At 36.3% G+C, this 22,215-nt stretch carries 18 protein-coding genes; 7 read left to right on the plus strand and 11 right to left on the minus strand.

Features of this window, described 5'->3' with window-relative positions; genetic code table 11:
• The first annotated feature begins 33 nt into the window (after positions 1-33).
• Positions 34-699, plus strand: coding sequence for a class I SAM-dependent methyltransferase (locus tag ASE74_RS22375; protein WP_055914339.1), 666 nt, complete (start codon positions 34-36; stop codon positions 697-699).
• 283 nt (positions 700-982) lie between these two features.
• Here ASE74_RS22375 and ASE74_RS22380 read toward each other — a convergent pair whose 3' ends face one another.
• The 3 genes from ASE74_RS22380 to ASE74_RS22390 are packed head-to-tail and all read right to left on the minus strand — an operon-like array spanning position 983 to position 2,951.
• On the minus strand, positions 983-1,792 hold the full coding sequence (locus ASE74_RS22380) for a phosphatidate cytidylyltransferase (RefSeq protein ID WP_055914341.1): 810 nt from the start codon (positions 1,790-1,792) through the stop codon (positions 983-985).
• Between the two features lie 45 nt (positions 1,793-1,837).
• Complete coding sequence (locus ASE74_RS22385; protein ID WP_055914343.1) at positions 1,838-2,044, minus strand: putative signal transducing protein; 207 nt, start codon at positions 2,042-2,044, stop codon at positions 1,838-1,840.
• Positions 2,025-2,951: a CPBP family intramembrane glutamic endopeptidase gene (locus ASE74_RS22390; RefSeq protein ID WP_055914346.1), complete on the minus strand. Its 927-nt coding sequence runs from the start codon at positions 2,949-2,951 to the stop codon at positions 2,025-2,027. The genes ASE74_RS22385 and ASE74_RS22390 overlap by 20 nt, the downstream gene beginning before the upstream one ends.
• Before the next feature lie 43 nt (positions 2,952-2,994).
• Here ASE74_RS22390 and dusB point away from each other — a divergent pair, with 43 nt between their 5' ends.
• Both dusB and apaG read left to right on the plus strand, forming a co-directional pair.
• Complete coding sequence (gene dusB, locus ASE74_RS22395; protein WP_055914349.1) at positions 2,995-4,002, plus strand: tRNA dihydrouridine synthase DusB; 1,008 nt, start codon at positions 2,995-2,997, stop codon at positions 4,000-4,002.
• A 36-nt stretch (positions 4,003-4,038) separates the two neighbouring features.
• Positions 4,039-4,425, plus strand: a complete 387-nt coding sequence (apaG, locus tag ASE74_RS22400) for a Co2+/Mg2+ efflux protein ApaG (protein WP_055914352.1) — start codon at positions 4,039-4,041, stop codon at positions 4,423-4,425.
• An 859-nt stretch (positions 4,426-5,284) separates the two neighbouring features.
• Here the strand turns inward: apaG and ASE74_RS22405 are convergent.
• The gene (locus ASE74_RS22405; RefSeq protein ID WP_055914355.1) at positions 5,285-5,980 is read right to left on the minus strand and encodes a zinc metallopeptidase; all 696 of its coding nucleotides are present in this window, start codon (positions 5,978-5,980) and stop codon (positions 5,285-5,287) included.
• Between the two features lie 82 nt (positions 5,981-6,062).
• Between ASE74_RS22405 and ASE74_RS22410 the strand changes: the two genes are divergently transcribed.
• Positions 6,063-7,199: an FAD-binding oxidoreductase gene (locus ASE74_RS22410; protein WP_055914358.1), complete on the plus strand. Its 1,137-nt coding sequence runs from the start codon at positions 6,063-6,065 to the stop codon at positions 7,197-7,199.
• 137 nt (positions 7,200-7,336) lie between these two features.
• Here the strand turns inward: ASE74_RS22410 and purU are convergent, their stop codons facing one another.
• Positions 7,337-8,176: a formyltetrahydrofolate deformylase gene (gene purU / locus ASE74_RS22415; RefSeq protein WP_055914360.1), complete on the minus strand. Its 840-nt coding sequence runs from the start codon at positions 8,174-8,176 to the stop codon at positions 7,337-7,339.
• 118 nt (positions 8,177-8,294) lie between these two features.
• Here purU and rmuC point away from each other — a divergent pair, with 118 nt between their 5' ends.
• Positions 8,295-9,671: a DNA recombination protein RmuC gene (gene rmuC / locus ASE74_RS22420; RefSeq protein WP_055914363.1), complete on the plus strand. Its 1,377-nt coding sequence runs from the start codon at positions 8,295-8,297 to the stop codon at positions 9,669-9,671.
• Positions 9,672-10,016: 345 nt separating this feature from the next.
• On the opposite strand, the gene thiL is transcribed toward rmuC, so the two are convergent.
• The 3 genes from thiL to nadA form a co-directional block, all read right to left on the minus strand.
• Positions 10,017-11,057, minus strand: coding sequence for a thiamine-phosphate kinase (thiL, locus tag ASE74_RS22425; protein WP_055914366.1), 1,041 nt, complete (start codon positions 11,055-11,057; stop codon positions 10,017-10,019).
• A gap of 99 nt (positions 11,058-11,156) precedes the next feature.
• A complete protein-coding gene (locus ASE74_RS22430; RefSeq protein ID WP_055914368.1) occupies positions 11,157-12,386 on the minus strand; it encodes a dicarboxylate/amino acid:cation symporter in 1,230 nt (409 codons plus the stop codon).
• A gap of 129 nt (positions 12,387-12,515) precedes the next feature.
• Positions 12,516-13,514 carry a quinolinate synthase NadA gene (nadA, locus tag ASE74_RS22435; RefSeq protein ID WP_055914372.1) on the minus strand — a complete coding sequence of 333 codons (999 nt, stop codon included), beginning with the start codon at positions 13,512-13,514 and terminating at the stop codon, positions 12,516-12,518.
• A gap of 451 nt (positions 13,515-13,965) precedes the next feature.
• On the opposite strand from nadA, the gene nadB reads away from it, so the two are divergent.
• Both nadB and ASE74_RS22445 read left to right on the plus strand, forming a co-directional pair.
• Complete coding sequence (gene nadB, locus ASE74_RS22440; protein WP_055914450.1) at positions 13,966-15,552, plus strand: L-aspartate oxidase; 1,587 nt, start codon at positions 13,966-13,968, stop codon at positions 15,550-15,552.
• Positions 15,553-15,645: 93 nt separating this feature from the next.
• Positions 15,646-16,158 carry a gamma carbonic anhydrase family protein gene (locus ASE74_RS22445; protein ID WP_055914375.1) on the plus strand — a complete coding sequence of 171 codons (513 nt, stop codon included), beginning with the start codon at positions 15,646-15,648 and terminating at the stop codon, positions 16,156-16,158.
• 83 nt (positions 16,159-16,241) lie between these two features.
• On the opposite strand, the gene ASE74_RS22450 is transcribed toward ASE74_RS22445, so the two are convergent.
• The 3 genes from ASE74_RS22450 to ASE74_RS22460 all read right to left on the minus strand — a co-directional run bounded on the left by ASE74_RS22450 (position 16,242) and on the right by ASE74_RS22460 (position 21,933).
• Entirely contained in the window at positions 16,242-17,885 is a 1,644-nt protein-coding gene (locus ASE74_RS22450) for an Ig-like domain-containing protein (protein ID WP_055914378.1), read from the minus strand.
• Between the two features lie 121 nt (positions 17,886-18,006).
• Positions 18,007-19,869, minus strand: a complete 1,863-nt coding sequence (gene mnmG, locus ASE74_RS22455) for a tRNA uridine-5-carboxymethylaminomethyl(34) synthesis enzyme MnmG (protein ID WP_055914381.1) — start codon at positions 19,867-19,869, stop codon at positions 18,007-18,009.
• Between the two features lie 204 nt (positions 19,870-20,073).
• Positions 20,074-21,933 (minus strand): ABC-F family ATP-binding cassette domain-containing protein, encoded by a 1,860-nt coding sequence (locus tag ASE74_RS22460; RefSeq protein ID WP_055914383.1) that lies wholly within the window; start codon positions 21,931-21,933, stop codon positions 20,074-20,076.
• Between the last annotated feature and the right edge of the window lie 282 nt (positions 21,934-22,215).

Raw genomic sequence — 22,215 nt, forward strand, 5'->3', positions numbered from 1 at the left:
AAAATCATCCATTCTTAATTTTTAGCTTTGATTATGGAACATCAACATTCAGTAGAAGAGCTAAAAAATATTGCAAAACAATTAAGTTGCCCTGAAAGTGAGCATGGCATTAAAACAGGGGAGATGATGCATGCCAATAACATCGGAATGACTAATGCTGCAATTAATGCATTACAGCTAAAAAGCAATGAAACCGTTTTAGAAATTGGTCATGGTAATGGCGGTCATATCGCTCAATTATTATTAAAAGCAGAAAATATAACGTATTACGGAGCCGATATTTCGGAAACGATGATTGCTGAGGCCGAAAAGATCAACCAGCATTATATTACAAATGGAAAAGTTCATTTTCAGTTAAGCGATGGCGTTACGCTGCCATTTGAAAATTATATGTTCGATAAAGTTTTTACTGTTAATACGATCTATTTTTGGCCTGATGCGAGCAAATACCTGAACGAAATTAAGCGTGTATTAAAGCCTAAAGGGACTTTAGCTATATGTTTTGCGGATAAAACCTTTATGCAAAACCTTCCTTTTACCCCTTATGGATTTACACTATATGAGGTAAAAACCGTAATAGACTTATTAGAGAATGCAGGTTTTACAATTAAAGATTCTATTAAAAAGTTAGAACAGGTTCAAAGTAAAACATCCGGCCAGGTAGAAAGGGAATATTACGTAGTAATGGCTAAAGCATAAGAAACAAATAATAGTAACGAGGATTAGCGAGAATAGCGATTGTATCGCTAATAAAAAAAACCTACATTTTAAATGTGAATCTTATTCATCCTCATTAAAAACGAGGGCGATAATAAGAAAGGGAATATTAAGTAGTAACGGCTAAAGATTATGGAACAAATAATAGTCCTCGTTTGTAACGAGGATTAGCGAGAATAGCGATTGTATCGCTAATAAAAAAAACCTACATTTTAAATGTGAATCTCATTCATTATCGTTAAAAACGAGGACGATAGATAAACCTTTAATACAAAATTAAATACAAATAAGCGTAAACAACTGGAGCAGCCAGTAACAAGCCGTCAAAACGATCCAACAAACCACCATGCCCTGGTAATAACCCTCCGCTATCTTTTGTATCCAAGCTGCGTTTGAGCATCGATTCCACAAGATCACCCAAAGTACCGAAACTGGCAATTAACACGGCCATGCCAGCCCAAACCCAGGCAGGATTTTCTGTAAACCAAAACGATAAAGCAAAAGCAACCAAAACGCTGGTAAACATGCCTCCAAAAAAGCCTTCCCAGCTTTTCTTTGGCGAATGGCGCTCAAACAGTTTGCTTTTACCGTATTTTACACCAAAAAGATAAGCCCCTGTATCATTTGCCCAAAGCATTAATAAAAATGCAAGTGGAAAATGAAAATTATATTCATTCCAATCTTTTAAAAACCCTAAAGCATGGAAAAAGCAAAATGGAATGGTTACATAAACAAAGCCCACAAAAGTGTAAGAGATATTGGCAAAAGGAATTTTATTCTTTTTATAAAGTTCTGTAATAAATACAGAGAAAATTAAAGGTATACACAGCAGCAAATATTTAACATCATATTTAAGGTAATGTAAGCCTGCAGCCATTAAAAATATCAGGAAACCGGCTACTAAACCAATGTTACGGTGTGGCCTGATCCCCGAATTTTTGATCAGTTTATAAAACTCGAATAAGGATAAAACACTTAAAACAAGATAGAAAATAGAAAATGTATAACTCCCTAAAAAAATAGAGCCAAGCATTACAATGGTAAAAAAGAAAGCGGTTATTGCCCTGGTTTTCATTTAAGATAGGAGGTAAAAGGTGTAGGGGATAAGGTCATGTTTTTACTAATCAATTTCGTTTTCAACGATATATTCTATGGCTTTATCAAAATCGACCTTACTTACTAAAACATTTATTTCGCCAATATTATATGCCGAGAGCTGTTTATTCATTGTTACCGCGGGGATGCCAGCCTCTGTTAACCCCTGTTTTAATACCTCTGCCGCAAAGGCATCGCTGGTGGTATATACTTTAACCCAATTTTCGCTCACGTGTTGCGCTATCTTTAAAAAATTTGAACAAAGCTATGGTAATTATTGCACTAATTAAATAGCCATACCACGGAAAACCGATTGGTTGGTCAGCTTTATCTAAAGGCATATGGTGTTTCTGCATGTAAAAAGCTGCACAAACTGCGTAAGCATTATTTATAAAGTGGGCTAAAATGGCATACCAGATACTTCCACTATAATAATATAAATAACCAAAGCCTGCACCTAAAAGCATACGCGGTACAAAACCATAAAACTGAACATGAATGGCACTAAAAATAATTGCAGTACTCCAGATTGCAACATGATGATTGCCAAGCATTTTTTGTAGCGAACCCTGAAGTCCGGCCCTAAAAAAAAGTTCTTCGCCAATTGCCGGCAATGCGGCAATCATGATTAAATTGACTACAAAATCCCAATTACTCCTTACCGTTATCAGCTGAATCGTCATTTTCATCGCTTGCTGCTCCTTCATTTTCATCCAATTTTCGAGTCCTTTCAAAAACTCTGGCAACACCATTTTCTGATTCAGTACAGCTGTCCATTCCATAACAGGCATACTCACAATCATGATAATAAAAACCAATATCAATAGGAGAAAAGAGGGTTTATTAAAACCATAAAAAGTACTTGGCTTTCGCCCTTCTGTATAGGCTAAAACGATAGGAGGTAATATAAACATCCCGGTAGAACTAAAAATCTGAATGATTTTTAATGCTGTAATAAACTTAGGGTCACCATTTAAAATCATCCCAAATTCACCAAATACGGAGGTGCCGTATACCATTGCAATTACAATAAAGCCTAATACTGTGCAGATTACCGCTCCTGCAGCCCAGTAAAGGCAAAGTAAAAATATCTGTAAAAGTGGGTGGCTTTCCTTTCGGATGGGTGTTACAAAATTCATTATTTGTACCTTTGTATGTTTTATTAATCGTTGAAGATAGAAAATGTCTGTTAAGATAGGAAATATAGATTTAGGTGAGTTCCCGTTACTGTTGGCTCCAATGGAGGATGTAAGTGATCCGCCTTTCCGTTATGTATGCAAAAAAAACGGGGCAGATATGATGTATACCGAATTTATTTCTTCGGAAGGTTTAATCCGTGATGCAGCTAAAAGCATTCAAAAACTTGATATTTTCGAATACGAAAGACCAATCGGGATTCAGATTTTTGGTGGTGATATTGAACATATGCGCGAAGCTTCAGAAATCGCTTCTGCTGCAGGGCCCGATCTTGTTGACATCAACTACGGCTGCCCGGTAAAAAATGTAGTATGCAAAGGCGCGGGATCAAGCTTGCTTCAGGATATTGATAAAATGGTAAAAATGACTGATGCTGTAGTTAAGGCCTCTCATTTACCTGTTACCGTTAAAACCCGCCTTGGTTGGGATGATAATACTAAAAATGTTTATGAAGTTGCAGAAAGATTGCAGGATGTAGGTATTCAAGCACTTACCATCCATGGCAGAACCAGGGCACAATTATATAAAGGCGAAGCTGATTGGTCGCTCATCCGCGAAATTAAACGCAATCCCCGGATAAAAATTCCAATTTTTGGCAATGGTGATGTAGACAGTCCGGAAAAAGCTGCAAACTGGCGTATGGAATATGAAATAGATGGCATTATGATTGGTCGCGCTGCCATTGGCTATCCATGGATTTTCCGCGAAGTAAAACACTTTTTTAAAACCGGCGAACATCTTGCCGGACCAACTATCGAAGAAAGAATTGAAGTTTGCCGTACACATTTGGATAAATCGCTGGAATGGAAGGGACCTAAAACCGGAATTTTTGAGATGCGCCGCCATTATGCAAACTATTTTAAAGGCCTGCCAGATTTTAAACCTTACAGAATGCGTTTGGTTGCAGAGCCGGATATTAACAACATTTACAGTATTTTAGAAGAAGTGGCAGAGAAATTTGCCGACTATGATGCCACTAAAGTACTGGCTTGATTTTTGAAAGGTTTTTTTATACATTCGTAAATCATCATGGTTACAGCTATTACAGACGGGGTTAAAGTTTCGGTAGAAACACTTTACCAGCCAGAATATTCAAATCCGGCCAACGAACATTTTATGTTTGCCTATCGCGTAGAAATCTCAAACCTTTCTGATTATGCTGTACAGTTAATGCGCCGTCAATGGTTAATTTTCGATTCTAACAGCAGCCGCAGAGAAGTAGAAGGAGAAGGTGTTGTAGGTTTGCAACCTGTTATTCAACCTGGCGAAACCCACGTATATGTTTCTGGCTGCAATTTAAAAACGGATATGGGCAGCATGAAGGGTACCTACCTTATGAAACGTGATATTGATGATTCAGAATTTGATGTTGATATACCAGAGTTTCAATTGGTAGCACCTTATAAACTGAATTAATTTACAAATATTAATCTCTAGCGTCATCTCCCTGAACTTATTTCTGGGTCTATCTGGCTAAAAAAATGCTGAAATAAATTCAGCAGGACGTTAGCGTGTGAAAAAATAAAATCTTTACCAATGGCTGCGGGAGAGTGAACTTACCCATTTACAACAAACTGGTTTTCCTAATAAAAATTTCCAATAGCATCGTCTCCCTGAATTTATTTCAGGGTCTATCTGGATAAAAAGATGCTGAAATAAATTCAGCAGGACGTTAGCGTGTGAAAAAGTAAAATTCTTTACCAATAGTAGCGGAGCGGACTTTATTTATTTACCACAAACTGGCTTTCCTAATAAAAATTTTCAATAGCGTCGTCTCCCTGAATTTATTTCAGGGTCTATCTGGCTAAAAAGATGCTTAAATAAATTCAGCAGGACGTTGAGTTTAAAAAAGTAAAAAATCTTTACCAATAGTAGCGGAGCGGACTTTATTTATTTACAACAAACTGGTTTTCCTAATAAAAATTTCCAATAGCGTCGTCTCCCTGAATTTATTTCAGGGTCTATCTGGCTAAAAAGATGCTTAAATAAATTCAGCAGGACGTTGAGTTTAAAAAAGTAGAAAATCTTTACCAATAGTAGCGGGAGAGGGAACTTACCCATATACAACAAACTGGTTTTCCTAATAAAAATTTCCAATAGCGTCGTCTCCCTGAATATATTTCAGGGTCTATCTGGCTAAAAAGATGCTGAAATAAATTCAGCAGGAATTTGGTGTTAAATCACACCTTCTTTAGAAACAAGTTAGTAAACTCTAATGAACAAAAACGGCCAGAAATAATCCTGGCCGCCATGTGTTTTTCTAATTAAAATATCGCTAATCTCTGCTTCTACCAAAAAGCATCGATGCGTAATACAATAAATTGGCTAATGCACCAACTGCTGCCACTACATACGTCATAGCTGCCCACCAGAGTGCATCTTTAGCCTGAGCATTTTCTTCCTGCGTTTGCATTACACCGTTATTATTTTTTAACCATGCCAATGCGCGGTTACTGGCATCAAATTCTACCGGTAAGGTAATTACGCTAAATATGGTTACGAGTGCCAGTCCTACCACACCTATTGCTAAAACAATCGGGTTTCCGGTAAAGCCAATCAGCAAAACACCAATTAATAAAACCCACTGTAACAGATTGGATGAAATACTCACCACCGGCACCATGCTGCTTCTCAACTGTAGCCAATGATATGATTTTGCCTGTTGTACGGCATGCCCACATTCGTGTGCCGCCACAGCTGCTGCTGCTACGCTTCGGCTGTAATATACATCTGTACTTAAATTAACGGTTTTATCTGATGGATTGTAATGATCTGTTAATTGCCCTTCGGTACTCATCACCTTCACGTCGTATATCCCATTATCATGCAGCATTCGCTCTGCCACCTCTTTGCCCGATAAACCTGAGCTTAATTGCATTTCGGCATACTTAGAAAACTTATTTCTAAATCGCCATTGTACAAACATGCTCAACAATAATACCGGGATGATTAATATTAAATAAACTCCCATTTTCTTATGTATGTTTTTCATTTAGCCTATATCAAAAAGCGTTCCTATATTATTTGAGCGTTAAAAAACTTACATTTATGCTATGCCAAACACGTTTTCATACTGGGAAAAAGAATCGTTTTTTAATTTTGATGTCATTATAATTGGTAGTGGAATTGTTGGTTTAAATGCAGCAATACACCTAAAAAATTCATTGCCTTCATTAAAAATAGCAGTACTCGAACGCGGTTTTTTACCAACAGGGGCAAGCACCAAAAATGCAGGTTTTGCGTGCTTTGGAAGCATTTCTGAACTAATTGAGCAGGAAGAAATGGCTGATACTGACCGCCTTGCTACACTGATTGAAAGACGATGGAAAGGGCTGCTTAAGCTGCGCAACTTACTGGGTGATAAAACCATTGATTACCAATGTTTAGGCGGTTATGAATTATTTAAGAGCGAAGATGATTTGTTGGCCACTACATGTGTATCTAAAATTGAACATTATAACCATATTATCAATGGTATTGTTGGGATGGATGTTTTTAAGCGCAGTGATGATAAAATCAGTTTATTTGGTTTAAAGGGCGCATCAACACTCATCGAAAACCAATATGAAGCACAGATTGATAGCGGTAAAATGATGTTCTCACTACTGCAATATGCACAACAGCTGGGTATTACTATACTAAATAATTGCCCTGTAGATAAAATTGAGGAGGAAACAAATTTTACGCGTCTGTTAACAATCCACGGAACCTTTTCATGCAAAAATTTGGTTATGACCACCAATGCCTTTATAAAAAACTTATTGCCTGATATTGATATTGTTCCGGGCCGGGGGCAGGTTTTAATTACCAAACCGATTAAACACCTTAAAATAGAAGGTACGTTTCATTACGATAAAGGCTATTATTATTTTAGAAATATCAATAACAGGATTTTATTGGGTGGTGGCAGAAATATTGATTTTAAAGCAGAAGAAACAACCTCATTTGGCCAAACTGATCAAATTCAGGCAGCGCTGGAAAGTTTACTCAAAAATGTAATTCTACCTCAGGTTAATTATGAAATCGATTATCGCTGGAGCGGTATCATGGCTTTTGGTAAAACCCTGGAGCCGACGATCAGCCAAGTCCGTACCAGTATATTTTGTGCCACCGGCTGTAATGGTATGGGAATAGCAATCGGTGCGCAAACAGGCGAGGATGTGGCGAATTTATTGTTGAATAAATTATAGCTGTTTTTTACCACATAGAACATTGAGTTAGGTTTTTTAAAGATCTATATAAAAAGCATCGTCATCTCGACTGCGTTGCACCCGATAGCTATCAGGTCTGCTCGAAATGACGACTTTTGGAACATAGCAAAATGCTTTTATTTAAACACAACCGTCTTATTTCCACTCACAAACACACGATCTTCGAAAATAAGTTCCAGAGCCTCTAACAAAACCTTTTTCTCAATTTCTTTTCCCGCCCTAATCATTTCTTTTACCCCGAAATTATGATCAACATGATTGGTATGTTGTGTAATAATCGGTCCTTCATCCAAATTATCAGTAACAAAATGAGCTGTTGCACCGATAATTTTTACACCACGTTCAAAGGCTTGCCGATAAGGATTTGCACCGATAAAAGCGGGTAAAAACGAGTGGTGGATATTGATAATTTTACCTGCATAATCTTTTACAAAATCAGCAGATAAAATCCGCATAAACTTAGCAAGTACTAAATAATCTACTTCAAACTGATTAATAATTTCTTTTATTTCAGCCTCAAATACACTTTTATCCTTACCGCTGTGATCTACATAAAAATATGGAATACCTAATTTTTCGGTAAAATCTCTTAAGCTTTCATAATTGCCTATAACGCATTGTACATTAGCCCCCAAGGTTTTAAATTGGTTTTTGATCAATATTTCTGCTAAACAATGGTATTCTTTTGTTACTAAAACAGCAATCCTTTTCTCTTGCTCTGCTATTAAATTTATTTCAGCGGCATTTGGAAGATTTTCTAAAAGTTTTTCCTTTAATTTTTCTGCATCTTCGAGCATTCCGGTACAGGCAATGCGGGTAAAAAATGATTTATTTACCTCATCCACAAACTCGCGCATGGCAATAATATTAAACTGGTGTGCTGCAAGCACCCGGGTGATATTGGTAACCAAACCTACCTGATCAGGGCAGGATATGAGGACTGTTAATGCGTTCATTTATAAAATACTAATGTTCAATTATAGAAATTTTTTTCGGTTATCCCTTTTTCATAATAACTAAAATTTTTTGGTATATCTATTTTAAATCTTCATTTTTGCTAAAATTTTTATCATTATGGAGATTGCCGGTATTGCTTTACTAATCGTTATATTAATTGTTTTGGTTCTTTTATTTCTAAAGAATCCTCAGGCAGCCATTTCAATTGTTTCGATAGAAGATTTTGAAAGAACAAAAAGCGAAAATGAATCATTGAAAATCAGTTTAGCCAAAGCAGACGAGCGTGTTTCTAATTTATCGACTGAAAAAGAACACATTACCATATTGCTTAAGCAGGAGCAACAACGTTTAATTGAGGAGTTACAGGCAGAACGCGACCGCCTGGCTGATGCCAACCGAGAACTCGAAAGTACAAGATCTTTTTACCTGGCAGAGAAAGAAAAACTTGCAGAGCAAAAGGCCAGTTACGAGCAATCACAAGAAAAACTGAATAAAGATTTTGAATTGATAGCTAATAAAATCCTCGAAGAAAAATCAACGAAATTTATTGAGCAGAACCGCACCAATCTGGACATCATTTTAAATCCGCTGAAAGAAAACATTAAAGCTTTTGAAGATAAAGTTGAAAAAGTTTACAAAGCCGAATCTGACGAAAGGAATATTTTAAAAGGTGTTATTTCAGAGTTGCAGATTCAAAGCAAACTTATTCAGGAAGATGCCAATAATTTAACAAAAGCGTTGAAAGGCGATAGTAAGAAGCAAGGAAACTGGGGGGAAGTAATTTTAGAAAAGGTTTTGGAACGCTCCGGATTGGTGCGCGATCAGGAATACCGCATTCAGGCCTCGCATACCTCCGCCGAAGGCGGCAGATACCAACCCGATGTGGTGATTGACCTTCCAGATGATAAACATCTTATCGTTGATGCTAAGGTATCGCTGGTTGCTTATGAGCGTTCCGTATCAGCCGACACCGACGAAGAGCGCGAAGGATATGTAAAACAGCATTTGGCCTCCATTAAGAATCACATCCAGGAACTATCTTCTAAAAATTACCAGGATTTATATAAAATTAATTCTCCGGATTTTGTTTTGTTATTCGTACCAATTGAATCTTCTTTTAGTATTGCAGTACAAAAAGATGCAGAATTGTTCAATTTTGCCTGGGATAGAAGAGTGGTTATTGTGAGTCCATCTACATTATTGGCTACTTTACGCACAATTGCCAGCATGTGGAAACAGGAGCGACAAAACCGTAACGTAATGGAAATTGCCCGTTTAAGCGGTAGTATGTACGATAAGTTTGTGGGTTTTGTTACGGATATGGAAAATATCGGCAAACACATTAAAAACGGACAGGATGCTTATGATAAAGCGCTTAATAAACTCTCAGTAGGATCAGGAAATTTAACCAATACGTCTGAAAAGATTAAAAAACTGGGAGCGAAGACCACCAAACAGATTGATACGAAGTATCTGGATGTTAACGAAGACTAGAATATTTAGCTTTTATTAGTGAGTAGAGTAATTATTTAAACTTAGAGCCGTCACCCTGTCCCTATTTTACATCGGCATCAGGGTATATCTTGCAGAAAAGATGCTGAAATAAATTCAGCATGACGATAGCGTTATAAAAGAGCTAAAAAATAATTTTCATAATTAAAGACTCATTTGCAAAAATAGTCATTGCTAAAGAAATTCATATTTTCCTAGCAATGATGTTTACAAAGTAAAATCGTCATCTCGACCGAAACGCAGGAGAATGGAGAGATCTGCTAATATAGATTTCTCGACTACTTTGCACTTCGCTCGAAATGACGACTTACTCTTTATTGATAAATTTTATTTATTAAAAGCATTCCAGCCCTGGGCTTTCAACTCGTGTACTTTTTCTGATTTAGAAACCATTTTACAGCCCGAATTTTTATCGGTAACATGGCCAATCACCGTAATATCTACATCGTGTTTCAGTTTTTTATAATCTTCCTGACTGATCGTAAATAATAGCTCGTAATCTTCACCACCACTTAAAGCACAAACTGTTGGGTCTAACCCCAATTCACGTGCAGTTTCATAAGTCATAGGATCCAAAGGAATTTTCTCTTCGTAAATGGTTATTCCTTTATCAGATTGTTCTGCCAGGTGTAAAATTTCAGATGCCAAACCATCAGAAACATCAATCATTGAGGTTGGTTTAATACCTAAATCATCTAGAAGTGCCACAATATCCATCCGTGCTTCTGGTTTGAGCTGCCTTTCTATGATGTAATCTTTACCTTCCAAATCTGGCTGAACCTGTGGATTTTCGAGATAAATTAGTTTTTCCCTCTCCAAAATTTGCAAACCTAAATAAGCACCTCCTAAATCACCCGATACACACAATAAATCATGTTCCTGAGCGCCATTTCTATATACAACTTTATCCGCATCGGCATAACCAATACTGGTAATACTGATCACCAAACCTTGTTTACTTGATGAGGTATCGCCACCTATCAAATCTATGTTGTATTTATTACAGGCCAGTTCAATGCCTTTATAAATTTCTTCTACAGCTTCTAATGGAAATTTACTCGATAAACCCAGCGAAACAGTAATTTGACTGGCTTTTCCGTTCATCGCATAAATATCACTCAGGTTTACCTGCACCGCTTTATAACCCAGGTGCATTAAAGGCACATAAGCCAAATCGAAGTGAATTCCTTCCAACAATAAATCGGTAGAAATTAAAATTTGTTTTCCTTTAGCATCTAAAACAGCCGCATCATCGCCAACACCTTTAACCGAATAATCATTCTTAATTTTAAAATTAGTGGTGAGGTGTTTAATTAAACCAAACTCTCCTAATTCATTAATATCTGTGCGTTCTTTATTTTCAAACATAAGTTATATTTCATTTATCGTCATGCTGAACTTGTTTCAGCAACTTAACAAATAAGACCTTGATCCCGATGTAAAATCGGGACAGGGCGACGAATCTATTTATTTAATATTTTGCATCCAATTTTTACCCTCTGTAAACCTGGCAATTAACATTGCTGCAACGTTATCACCAGTAGCATTTAACAAGGTAGCCATTGGATCTACTAAGGTACCTATAATCATGGCCGGTGGCAAGGCTTCTGGTGGTAATTGGTATGCCGAAATCATCAATAATTCGCCAATATAACCTCCATTCGGAATTCCACCTTCAACAATACTAACCAAAACAGTAATGCCCAAAGCCAAAATAATGGTATCAACGTGAACCAGATCTTTTCCGAAAATTGCAAAAACTACAGCAATTTTTATAATTGAGCTAATGCTGGAGCCATCTTTATGTAATGTTGATCCTAAAGGGATGGTTACATTGGTGATGTACGCAGGCACGCCCATTTTTGTTGTCCCTTCTAAGTTTGCCGGAATAGTGGCAATGCTGCTACAGGTTCCGATTGAAGTTAAAGAGGGTACAATATTATTTTTCCAAAAAACTTTTATGGCTTTAAATCCACCCGCTACAAAAGCATAAAGCGTAAAAAAAACGATAAAATAAAATGCCCCAACGCCATAATATAAACCTAAAGCTTTGGCATAAGTACCAAAGAGTTGTGGTCCGAAAACTCCAACCTGATAAGCGAAATATGCACCTAAACCAATCGGGCCTAGTTTCATAATTAAAATGATGAGTTTTTTCATCACTTCATTGCCAGAAACGAGGAAATTTTTAAAACCATCACCTTCTTTTTCAGCATATAGCGTAGAAAAACCTACCAAAACTGAAAAAATAATCAATGCAAGCATATTTTTTCTGCTTCCTAGTTCAAAAAATTCCCCTACGGTTAAAAGTTGGGTCATTTGCTCACCAAACGACTGTATTTTTTCAGGTTCATCTGGTAAAACAGCATTTCCCAATTGTTGGTGGATCGGAAAAATCCAGGTTGCTGCCAAGGTCAAAATTGCGGCAATTAAAACAGTTGATAGAAAAACCAATACCATTATGGTTAATAATCTACCCAGTTTTTTTGTTCTATCGATATTCGCAATTGCGGATGAAACGGCGAAAAATACCAATGGTATAACAGCGGTAAACAACAGGTTTAAAAATATATCACCCAAAGGTTTTATGCTTTCAACACTTTTCCCAAAAATTAATCCTACTATACTTCCAACAGTTATACCTGCCAAAAGCCATAATAAGCCGGAGTAGCTTTTAAGAATGTTGTTTTTTTCCATATACTCATTTTTTCTTCATTGCGGGTTACAAAGCAATCTTACACTATTGCTACCAGCAAACTAATTAAGATTTCTTCCCAAAAAAGTTGGGGCAGGCTCTCGTTCCTTCCGGCAATGACAATTTATTTTCTACAAGCCCAATTCTGCAGAAATATCAAGCATACGTTGAATCGGCTTACGTGCTTTTTCAATAATATGCTCAGGTACAGTTACTTCCGGTAAACCATTTTTAATACATAAATATAGTTTTTCTAAAGTATTTCTTTTCATATAAGGGCAATCATTACAGGCACAGCTGTTATTAGGCGGTGCAGGAATAAAAGTTTTAGTAGGATTTGCTTTCTCCATCTGGTGGATAATCCCACTTTCGGTAGCTACAATAAATTCAGTTGCCGGATTGGTAATGGTATATTTTAACAAACCTGTAGTAGAACCTACATAATCGGCCATCTTTAAAACTACTTCTTCACATTCAGGATGCGCAATAAATTTAGCATTCGGATGGCGTTCTTTAAGCTTTGTAATTTTTTCCTGAGAAAAAATTTCATGTACCATACAGGCACCATTCCACAGCACTAAATCGCGCCCGGTTTTTTTAGCCACATAAGCACCTAAATTACGATCAGGACCAAAAATAATTTTTTGATCTTTAGGTAAACTCTCCACAATTTGAACAGCATTGGTACTCGTGCAAACAATATCACTTAAAGCTTTTAATTCGGCCGTACAGTTTACGTAAGTAATTACCAGGTGATCTGGATATTTTTCTTTAAACTTTTTAAACAGGTGTGGCGGGCAACTATCTGCCAATGAGCAACCTGCTTTTACATCAGGCAATAAAACTGTTTTATTGGGCGACAAAATTTTGGCTGTTTCTGCCATAAAATGCACACCGGCAAACACAATCACATCAGCATCTGTTTTTGCAGCTTCTTGCGACAGCCCTAAACTATCGCCAATATAATCTGCAATATCCTGTATGTCAGGCTCTTGATAATAATGAGCAAGAATTATGGCATTCTTTTCCTTTTTCAATTTCTCGATCTCCGCAAAAAGATCGAGTGTAGGATCAATTTCCTCTTCTGCGAAACCTTTTTTGTTGATTTCTTCTAAGACATCTATGTTCATTTTTAAATTTTCCTTTTTTTGAATTTTGACGTTGGCCAAAGATAAAGCTTTCCACGTCTCAATAATTAATAAGTTATTTTAAATAAATAAATCTTGTTTGTTTATTAGTGTGTTAATATTGTTGGCAAGTTTAGAAATTTCTTTCGTTTAGATAAGTTATTAATCGTTTACTAACATTTAGATTACATTTATCTAATATCATAAGTTTGATTTACAGCACTATCGAAAATCCTTTCAAATTTTATCAATACCGGAATGTTAATTGTTTATAAGTGGGTAAAAAGTTAATTACTTAAGTAAAGCTGGTTAAAAATTGCGCAAAAGATTGTGGCAAATTGTGTTTTTAGAGTAGCTTTAAACATTCAAATTTATTTGTTAGGATAATTTAGACATGGAGTTAACATTTATTAACTAGTTGTTAACATCGTGGATAAAGTAAATGTTTTTATTAATGAGAAAAGTAGATTTTCTGGTAATTGGTTCAGGGATAGCAGGTTTAAGTTTTGCACTTAAGGCTGCCAAGTTTGGCAAGGTATTAATTGTAACCAAGTCTAATGAAGACGAATCGAACACGAAATATGCCCAGGGCGGCGTTGCAGTTGTTGTGGATAAAGGTGATTCTTTTGAGAAACATATTGATGATACTTTGATTGCCGGGGATGGATTATGCGACGAAAAAATTGTGGAAATCGTTGTAAAAGAGGGGCCTCAGCGCATCCAGGAGATCATTGACTATGGTATAAATTTCGATAAGGATAATGCCGGTTTTTATGATTTGGCCAAGGAAGGAGGGCACTCAGAACACCGTGTTTTACACTATAAAGACATCACCGGATATGAGATAGAAAGGGTTTTGCTAAAAGAAATTCATGAGAATAACAACATAGAGATATTAACACATTACTTTGCGCTGGAGTTAATAACCCAGCATCACCTTGGTGAGTTTGTGGATAAACGTACAGAAGATATTAACTGTTATGGTATATATGCCTTTAACACAGAGCTTAACGATGTGGAAAAGATTGTGGCAAATGTGACTGTGATGGCTTCGGGTGGTGCCGGCCACGTGTATTCTGCCACAACAAATCCTGTTATTGCAACAGGTGATGGTATGGCGATGGTTTATCGTGCTAAAGGAAAAGTTAGGAATATGGAGTTTATTCAGTTCCATCCAACAGCTTTGTATCATCCGGGAGAATATCCATCGTTCTTAATATCAGAAGCGGTAAGAGGTTTCGGTGGGGTTTTAAGGCGTAAAAATGGAGAAGAATTTATGCATGAGTACGATGAACGAAAATCGCTTGCACCACGTGATATTGTAGCACGCGCTGTTGATAATGAAATGAAAAAATCGGGTGATGAGTTTGTGTATCTTGATATTACCATGCGTAAGAAAGCCGATATTTTAAAGCATTTTCCTAATATATATGCTAAGTGCCTATCTATTGGTATAGATATGACGAAAGATTATATTCCGGTTACACCTGCATCTCATTATATGTGTGGTGGTATTTTGGTTGATGAATACGGACGGTCTTCAATAAAAAATCTATATGCTTGCGGTGAGTGCTCTTCAACGGGTTTACATGGAGCTAACCGATTGGCTTCCAATTCATTACTTGAAGCTACTGTTTTTGCACACCGCATTTATCAGGATGCTATAGAAAAATTTAAAAATAATGTTATCCCTGACCATATTCCTGAATGGGACTCTAAAGGAGTTACACAAAGCAATGAAGACGTATTGGTGACCCATAATTTAAGAGAGTTACAAAAGGTGATGGGCGATTATGTAGGTATTGTGCGTTCTGATTTTCGTTTAGAAAGGGCACATCGCCGATTATTTTTAATATACCAAGAAACTGAAGAATTTTATAAAAAGAATAAGGTATCAGTTAAACTTTGCGAGTTGCGTAATGTAATTCAAACTGCCTATCTTGTAATTAAATCTGCCATACAAAGAAAAGAGAGTAGGGGCTTACATTATACTACTGATTATCCGGAGCATGCTAAAGAATTGGTAGATACTGTTTTTTAATAAGATCTCACCATGCTGTATTATTTCAGCAATATTAGATATACAATAATTAAAAAGAACCCGAATAAATTAAGGGTGACGTAAAATCATGTTATGCCATTAATACTCCCCGTAAAAGATAAATATCCTCAAATTGGGGCTGACAATTTTATTGCTGAAAATGCCACTATCGTTGGTGATGTGGTAATTGGTGATAAATGCTCGGTATGGTTTAATGCCGTAATTAGAGGCGATGTAAACGCCATTACGATTGGAAATGAATCTAATATACAGGATGGTGCAGTAATTCATGCTACCTACCTAAAAGCAGCTACACACATTGGTAACCGGGTATCTGTTGGTCATAATGCTATTGTGCATGGTTGTACTGTGCAGGATAATGTTTTAATCGGGATGGGAGCCATTATAATGGACCACGCCATAGTAGAACAATATTGCATTATAGCTGCAGGTTCGGTGGTTTTGGAAAATACAATTTGCGAAACTGGCTATTTATATGCTGGTACGCCCGCTAAAAAAATAAAGCCCATTACTGAAGAGCAAAGGGCTTTATTAAATAAGTTGCCAGATAATTACATCATGTATTCGGGCTGGTTTACCACATAGTATCCGTCATGCTGAACTTGTTTCAGCATCTTATTTGCTATTAAAGACACTGAAATAAATTCAGGGTGACGACTTTTATTTATTTATTTATTTGGTGGTGGAGGTATTACCAATGCATCTTCCCGTTCCCAGTTTGGCTTAAGGTCCATTAAAGCTTTCAGGTACCAAACTTTTTCAGGTTGGTAGCCACCTTTTACACTTCCGGTATCCCAGACTCCATTTTTGTTATCGTCGTAAACCACTCTTAACATGTATTTGCCAGCAGGATATTTGGAAAAAGTAATCTTAGAATTTTTACTAATAGAAAACGCTTTAACAATATCCTTTTTTTCATTCAGGAACTGAACTACATAACTTTTAGATGTATCAGGCACTGTTACATTGTATATAAGGGTGGTATAAGCATCAGGGCTTTCTAGAGTGAATTTTTTATTAACGTCCTTATTTTTAGCATTAAAAATAGCTGTAAATGCACCTGCACCTAATTTTATATCGTAACTTTTTTTATTCTTCCAGGGATATTTTATGTAATATTTAAGAAAATCGACACTGTCTTTTACCAATTCGAAATTTGTTCGTTTAACAGAATCCTCCAACAGGATTATTTTTGACGGATCTCCGCCTGTGATGGGAAATGGAAATATTAATGTTAATTGCTGGTATGGATTTAGCTTACCTCCTGATAAATTATCGGCAATGGTAACATCCCTCGTATAAGTATCTTTTCTGCCCTTTGTAAAGTTCAAAGTCTGTAAAACTTTACCTTGGTCCTGGATGGCTAGCTTAACAGAGTCGAAACTCAGGTCTTTTAACCATATTTTAGCAGTATCATTATTTTTTGTAAAGTGTACAAACTTTCCAACATCAACAGCAGGAGGATCGGTAACAGTAATTTTAGGGCTTTTAAGCTGCTGATTAAGGATAATTGATATACTTCCATCATTGTTCAGTTTTCGATCTAACACACGAAATTCTGGTGCCAATTCCTTAAATATCTGAAGATTGATGTTTTCTAGATTCTTATCAATAACAACAGGTTCTTTTATAAATCCTATTTCGTCAGAAATTTGCTGGTATATTTTATCTCCTCCACCGCTGCTTTCCTTTACTGCATATACTTTGTAAGTGCCTTTTCTTAAATTATTAAGTTTATAAGTTCCAGCACTATCGGTTGTGGTGTAAATAGATGGACGCTTCTTTCCAAAAATAGTATCCCTTTCTAAAGGCAAAATAAATACGGTAACTTCTTTTTCAGGTTCGTCGCTAAGCGAGTTGATTACTTTTCCGCTAATGGATAATGAATCAATTTCCGGCCCTGTTGAAAAAACATACGAAAGGTTTTTAACAACGTTTCCTTCGTTTACATCGGCTATTGATTTTCCAAAGTTCAAAGTATAAGTTGTGTTTTTCTCCAGGGAATCCTGAAGTGCAATTTCAAGCCTTTTTTGGCGCTTCTTTAAAACCGGAAGTTTTTCCTGATCTGGAGAAATGGAGAATTCTTTAAACTCATCTTTTATATTAAAATATTCGTCAAACTCAATAATGATTTTTTTAGCATTAAAATTTCTGGTTTGATTTTTCGGAGTCATACTCAAAACTTTCGGCGGCTTGTTATCTTTTGGTCCACCCTGAGGAGTTTGTATACTAGCGCAACCGAAAAATAGGAGAAGCGTAACTACAACTACTAAATTTGCAAGGTTAAAATAATGAGCTTTTAAATTTGGCATATTTTAAACGTTCTGACGAATTTTTATACTTTTTGGAATCGTAATATTAAAAAATGTTTTTTCTGTCTTATATCGCTTTATTTTAAGCCTTGTTTATTTTTGTTAAAATACTGATAATCAACTACTTATTAATATATACCATTAAAACTGATATATCTGATGGTGATACGCCAGAAATGCGTGAAGCCTGACCTAAAGTACGTGGTTTTATTTTAAATAATTTTTCACGCGCTTCTTTTGAAATAGAAACCAATTTATTATAATCAAAATCCGACTTAATTTCCTTGTCTTCCATTTTAAGCATTTTAGCTACAATCTCATTTTCTTTTTCGAAATAGCTTTCGTATTTGATTTTTATTTCCGCCTGCTCAATTGTTTCGTTATCTAAATCCTGGGTTGCTGCAGCAAGCGCTTTACTCACTTTAATCAAATCAGGTAAACCAACATGCGGTCTGCCTACCAAGCTATGGATTTTTACATTTTGATTCAACGGGCTTGATCCTAAACTTTCAAGCATCGGATTGGCATCAGCCATTTCTATACCTTGGTTTTTAGTAAATTTAACTAAAGCATCAGCTTTAGCAATTTTCTGATTTACTTTGTCTAATCGCTCATCAGAAATTAAACCCAATTCATGGCCAATAGGAGAGAGGCGGATATCAGCATTATCTTGTCGTAGCAATAAGCGGTGTTCGGCGCGTGAAGTAAACATGCGGTAAGGTTCTTCCGTTCCTTTGGTAACAAGATCGTCAATTAAAACACCAATATAACTATCTGATCGTTTCATAATCAGCTCATGTTTATCCGTAATTTTTTGATGCGCATTTATTCCTGCCATAAAACCTTGACAAGCCGCTTCTTCATAACCCGTTGTTCCGTTAATTTGCCCGGCTAAAAATAAATTGCTGATCAGTTTAGTTTCCAGTGTTAACGATAGCTGAGTAGGTGGGAAGAAATCATATTCAATAGCGTAACCTGGTCTGAACATTTTTGCTTGCTCAAAACCCGGTATTAATCTTAACGCTTTAAATTGTACATCTTCAGGAAGTGAAGTTGAAAAACCATTTACATAAATTTCACAGGTATTCCATCCTTCAGGTTCAACAAAAATTTGGTGTCTGTCGCGTTCAGCAAAACGGTTAATTTTATCTTCAATAGATGGGCAGTATCTCGGGCCTAAACCTTTAATTCTACCCGTAAACATCGGCGACTTTTCAAAACCTTCTTTCAATGTTTCATGTACATCTCCATTGGTATACGTAATCCAGCAACACCGTTGATCAGTTGAAACGGTGGTGTCAGTATAAGAGAATTTGCCAGGATTTTCATCTCCCCATTGCTCTTCCATTTTAGAATAATCTAAACTTCTACCATCAACACGTGGGGGAGTACCTGTTTTCATTCTGCCAGCCTCCATACCTAATTCTACCAGTTGTTCGGTAATTCCTGTCGATGCTCTTTCAGCAGTTCTGCCTCCTCCAAATTTCTTTTCTCCAATGTGCATTACACCGTTTAAAAATGTTCCATTGGTGAGTACAACTGCGGTACTTTCTATCTCTATTCCTAACGATGTTTTTACACCATAAACGGTATTGTCTTTCACTAACAAACCAACAACACTATCCTGCCACATATCAACATTCGGAGTACGCTCCAATGCCAACCTCCATTCTTCAGCAAAACGCATCCTATCAATCTGAGCACGCGGACTCCACATTGCAGGCCCTTTTGATTTATTGAGCATTCTAAATTGTATGGTTGATTTATCGGATATAATACCTGAATAACCACCCATAGCATCAACCTCACGAACAATTTGTCCTTTCGCTACACCACCCATGGCAGGGTTACAACTCATCTGGGCAATAGTACCCATATTCATTGTAATTAGTAAAACAGAAGATCCTAGATTGGCGGCAGCTGCGGCAGCTTCACAGCCTGCGTGACCAGCACCAACAACAATCAAATCATATTTTGCAAACATTTTCTTTTTGTATATTTAATTGTTCCACGTGAAACAATTATTATAAATCTTTATTTAACTATATAATATAAGGCTACTGTTATACAAATTCATTCAATAGTGATAACTGAATACGTATGTTCTAATGAAGTTATTTATTTGGTGAAATAACATGTTCCACGTGAAACACCAAGACTCAATTTACCTTCAAATTATATTTTCTTATTATGACAACTCAAGCCAACGCAGCGTTAACTCATCGAGTTTTGACTGAAGAATTTCTATCTCGCTAGAAACTTCTTGAATTTTTACATAGTCAGCGGCATCGATTTTAGTTAGATTTTCGTTAAGCAAAGCGATTTTATTTTCTAAATCTGCAATACCTTTTTCGCTATCTTCTAATTCTTTTTGTTCTTTAAAACTCAACTTTTTTACTGCTTTGGTCGGTGTAACTTCAACAATAGGAGCAGTGGTTTTCTTAGTTTCGGTTTTAACTTTTGGTTGTTCCAAACTCAAACGGTACTCCGAATAATTGCCATTGTATATTTTAACTACTCCTTCGCCCTCCATAATAAATAGCTGATCGCTCATTTTATCGAGCAGGTACCTATCATGTGAAACCAACATTAAAATACCTGGAAAATTTTCTAAGAATTCTTCCAAAACATTTAAAGTATCAATATCTAAATCATTGGTAGGCTCATCCAAAATCAAAAAATTTGGATTCTGCATCAACACCTTCATCAGGTTCAGACGCTTCTTTTCTCCACCACTTAATTTCTCAACCATACCATGTTGTTTCTTTGGAGGAAAGAGAAAAAGCGTGAGTAGGGCAGAAGCAGTGATTACAGAACCATCTGCCATTTTTATATATTCCGCATCCGATTTCACAATATCGATTACCCTTTCTTTTGGATCGAATGTTAAACCGCCTTGTTTGTAATAACCAAACACAGTAGTTTCACCAGTATCAACTTTCCCTGAATCTGGCGTAAGCTGGCTGGTTATAATGTTTAACAAGGTTGATTTTCCAGTTCCATTCTTTCCGGCTAAACCAATTCTGTCTCCTTTTTTGAAGGTGTAACTAAAATCGTTTATAATAGCACGGCCATCAAATGCTTTTGATATGTGTTCTACTTCAATTATCTTCCCACCTTGCCTCGACATCTTCATTTGGAGGTTAATACTCTGATTATCAGTCTTTTTCTTTGATTTTTCTTCTAAATCGTAAAAAGCATTGATTCTGGCGTTAGATTTTGTTCCACGTGCCTGTGGCATGCGTCTCATCCACTCCAATTCTTTCTTTAATAGCTGTTGGTTTTTATGTAAAACCGTTGCGTCTAAAGCTTCTCTTTCACTTTTCTTTTCCAGGAAATAGGCATAGTTTCCGTTATAGTTAAATATTTTTCCTCTATCTAACTCAACGATGGTGTTGCAAACATTATCTAAAAAATAACGGTCGTGGGTAACCAATAGTATTGTTTTTTGCCCCGTGGTTAATAATTTTTCCAACCATTCAATGGTATCAATATCCAAATGGTTGGTTGGCTCATCAAGCACCAAAATTTCCGGATCTTCAATTAAAAGTTTAGCCAGGGCCAAACGTTTCTTTTGTCCGCCAGATAGGGTAGATATTTTTTGTTGAAGATGGGTAATACCCATTCTGTTTAGAATGGTTTTGATCTCATGCTCATATTCCCAGGCGTTATGCTCACTTAATTCTTCGTATAAGCGATTAAGTGTTTTCTCATCCGGGTTGGGATTCTCAATTAATTCCTCATACTCTTTAATGAGCTGCTGTTGTTTATTTTCTAGAGAAAATATATGGTCACTGATTGAAAAACCTTCAGTAAACTGTGGTTCTTGGTCGAGAAAGCCAATTTTAACAGCTTTATTTTTTACAATTTTACCTTCAAGCGGAGGGAACCTTTCTGCTAATAGTTTCAAAAGTGTACTCTTACCTGCACCATTAATTCCAACCAACGCAACACGCTGACCGGAGTTAATACCTAAGGTTAAATTTTTAAATAGCCATTCGTCATGATAACCATGACCTAAGCCTTCTGCCGCAATTAGTGTGCTCAATTTTTTTGTATTTCGGTTTTATAAAGGAAAATTAGTGCAAAAGTAAGTATAAAATATTTGGAACAGCATAATCAAATTGTAAAGGGCTTCTGTATCAGTTAAAAATGGCAGAATATTGATGTTTTAGTTTATATATCATTAGTAAACCTATCTATAAAAGAAAACAGCGGCTGGAATCGCTCCGCCGCTGCTTCAATCATTAACTAAAACTAAACTTTATCTTCTAGGGTGATTGGATTGCAATCATCAATTTTATATCTTGGTGTTGTTTTTTGTTATAAG

The sequence above is a fragment of the Pedobacter sp. Leaf216 genome (assembly GCF_001421515.1).
Classification (GTDB): Bacteria; Bacteroidota; Bacteroidia; order Sphingobacteriales; family Sphingobacteriaceae; genus Pedobacter.

Coding starts and splice junctions, on each gene's coding strand:
- ASE74_RS22375 (WP_055914339.1), top strand. CDS start 34: ATGGAACATCAACATTCAGTAGAAGAGCTAAAAAATATTGCAAAACAA.
- ASE74_RS22380 (WP_055914341.1), bottom strand. CDS start 1,792: ATGAAAACCAGGGCAATAACCGCTTTCTTTTTTACCATTGTAATGCTT.
- ASE74_RS22390 (WP_055914346.1), bottom strand. CDS start 2,951: ATGAATTTTGTAACACCCATCCGAAAGGAAAGCCACCCACTTTTACAG.
- dusB (WP_055914349.1), top strand. CDS start 2,995: ATGTCTGTTAAGATAGGAAATATAGATTTAGGTGAGTTCCCGTTACTG.
- apaG (WP_055914352.1), top strand. CDS start 4,039: ATGGTTACAGCTATTACAGACGGGGTTAAAGTTTCGGTAGAAACACTT.
- ASE74_RS22405 (WP_055914355.1), bottom strand. CDS start 5,980: ATGGGAGTTTATTTAATATTAATCATCCCGGTATTATTGTTGAGCATG.
- ASE74_RS22410 (WP_055914358.1), top strand. CDS start 6,063: ATGCCAAACACGTTTTCATACTGGGAAAAAGAATCGTTTTTTAATTTT.
- purU (WP_055914360.1), bottom strand. CDS start 8,176: ATGAACGCATTAACAGTCCTCATATCCTGCCCTGATCAGGTAGGTTTG.
- rmuC (WP_055914363.1), top strand. CDS start 8,295: ATGGAGATTGCCGGTATTGCTTTACTAATCGTTATATTAATTGTTTTG.
- thiL (WP_055914366.1), bottom strand. CDS start 11,057: ATGTTTGAAAATAAAGAACGCACAGATATTAATGAATTAGGAGAGTTT.
- ASE74_RS22430 (WP_055914368.1), bottom strand. CDS start 12,386: ATGGAAAAAAACAACATTCTTAAAAGCTACTCCGGCTTATTATGGCTT.
- nadA (WP_055914372.1), bottom strand. CDS start 13,514: ATGAACATAGATGTCTTAGAAGAAATCAACAAAAAAGGTTTCGCAGAA.
- nadB (WP_055914450.1), top strand. CDS start 13,966: ATGAGAAAAGTAGATTTTCTGGTAATTGGTTCAGGGATAGCAGGTTTA.
- ASE74_RS22445 (WP_055914375.1), top strand. CDS start 15,646: ATGCCATTAATACTCCCCGTAAAAGATAAATATCCTCAAATTGGGGCT.
- ASE74_RS22450 (WP_055914378.1), bottom strand. CDS start 17,885: ATGCCAAATTTAAAAGCTCATTATTTTAACCTTGCAAATTTAGTAGTT.
- mnmG (WP_055914381.1), bottom strand. CDS start 19,869: ATGTTTGCAAAATATGATTTGATTGTTGTTGGTGCTGGTCACGCAGGC.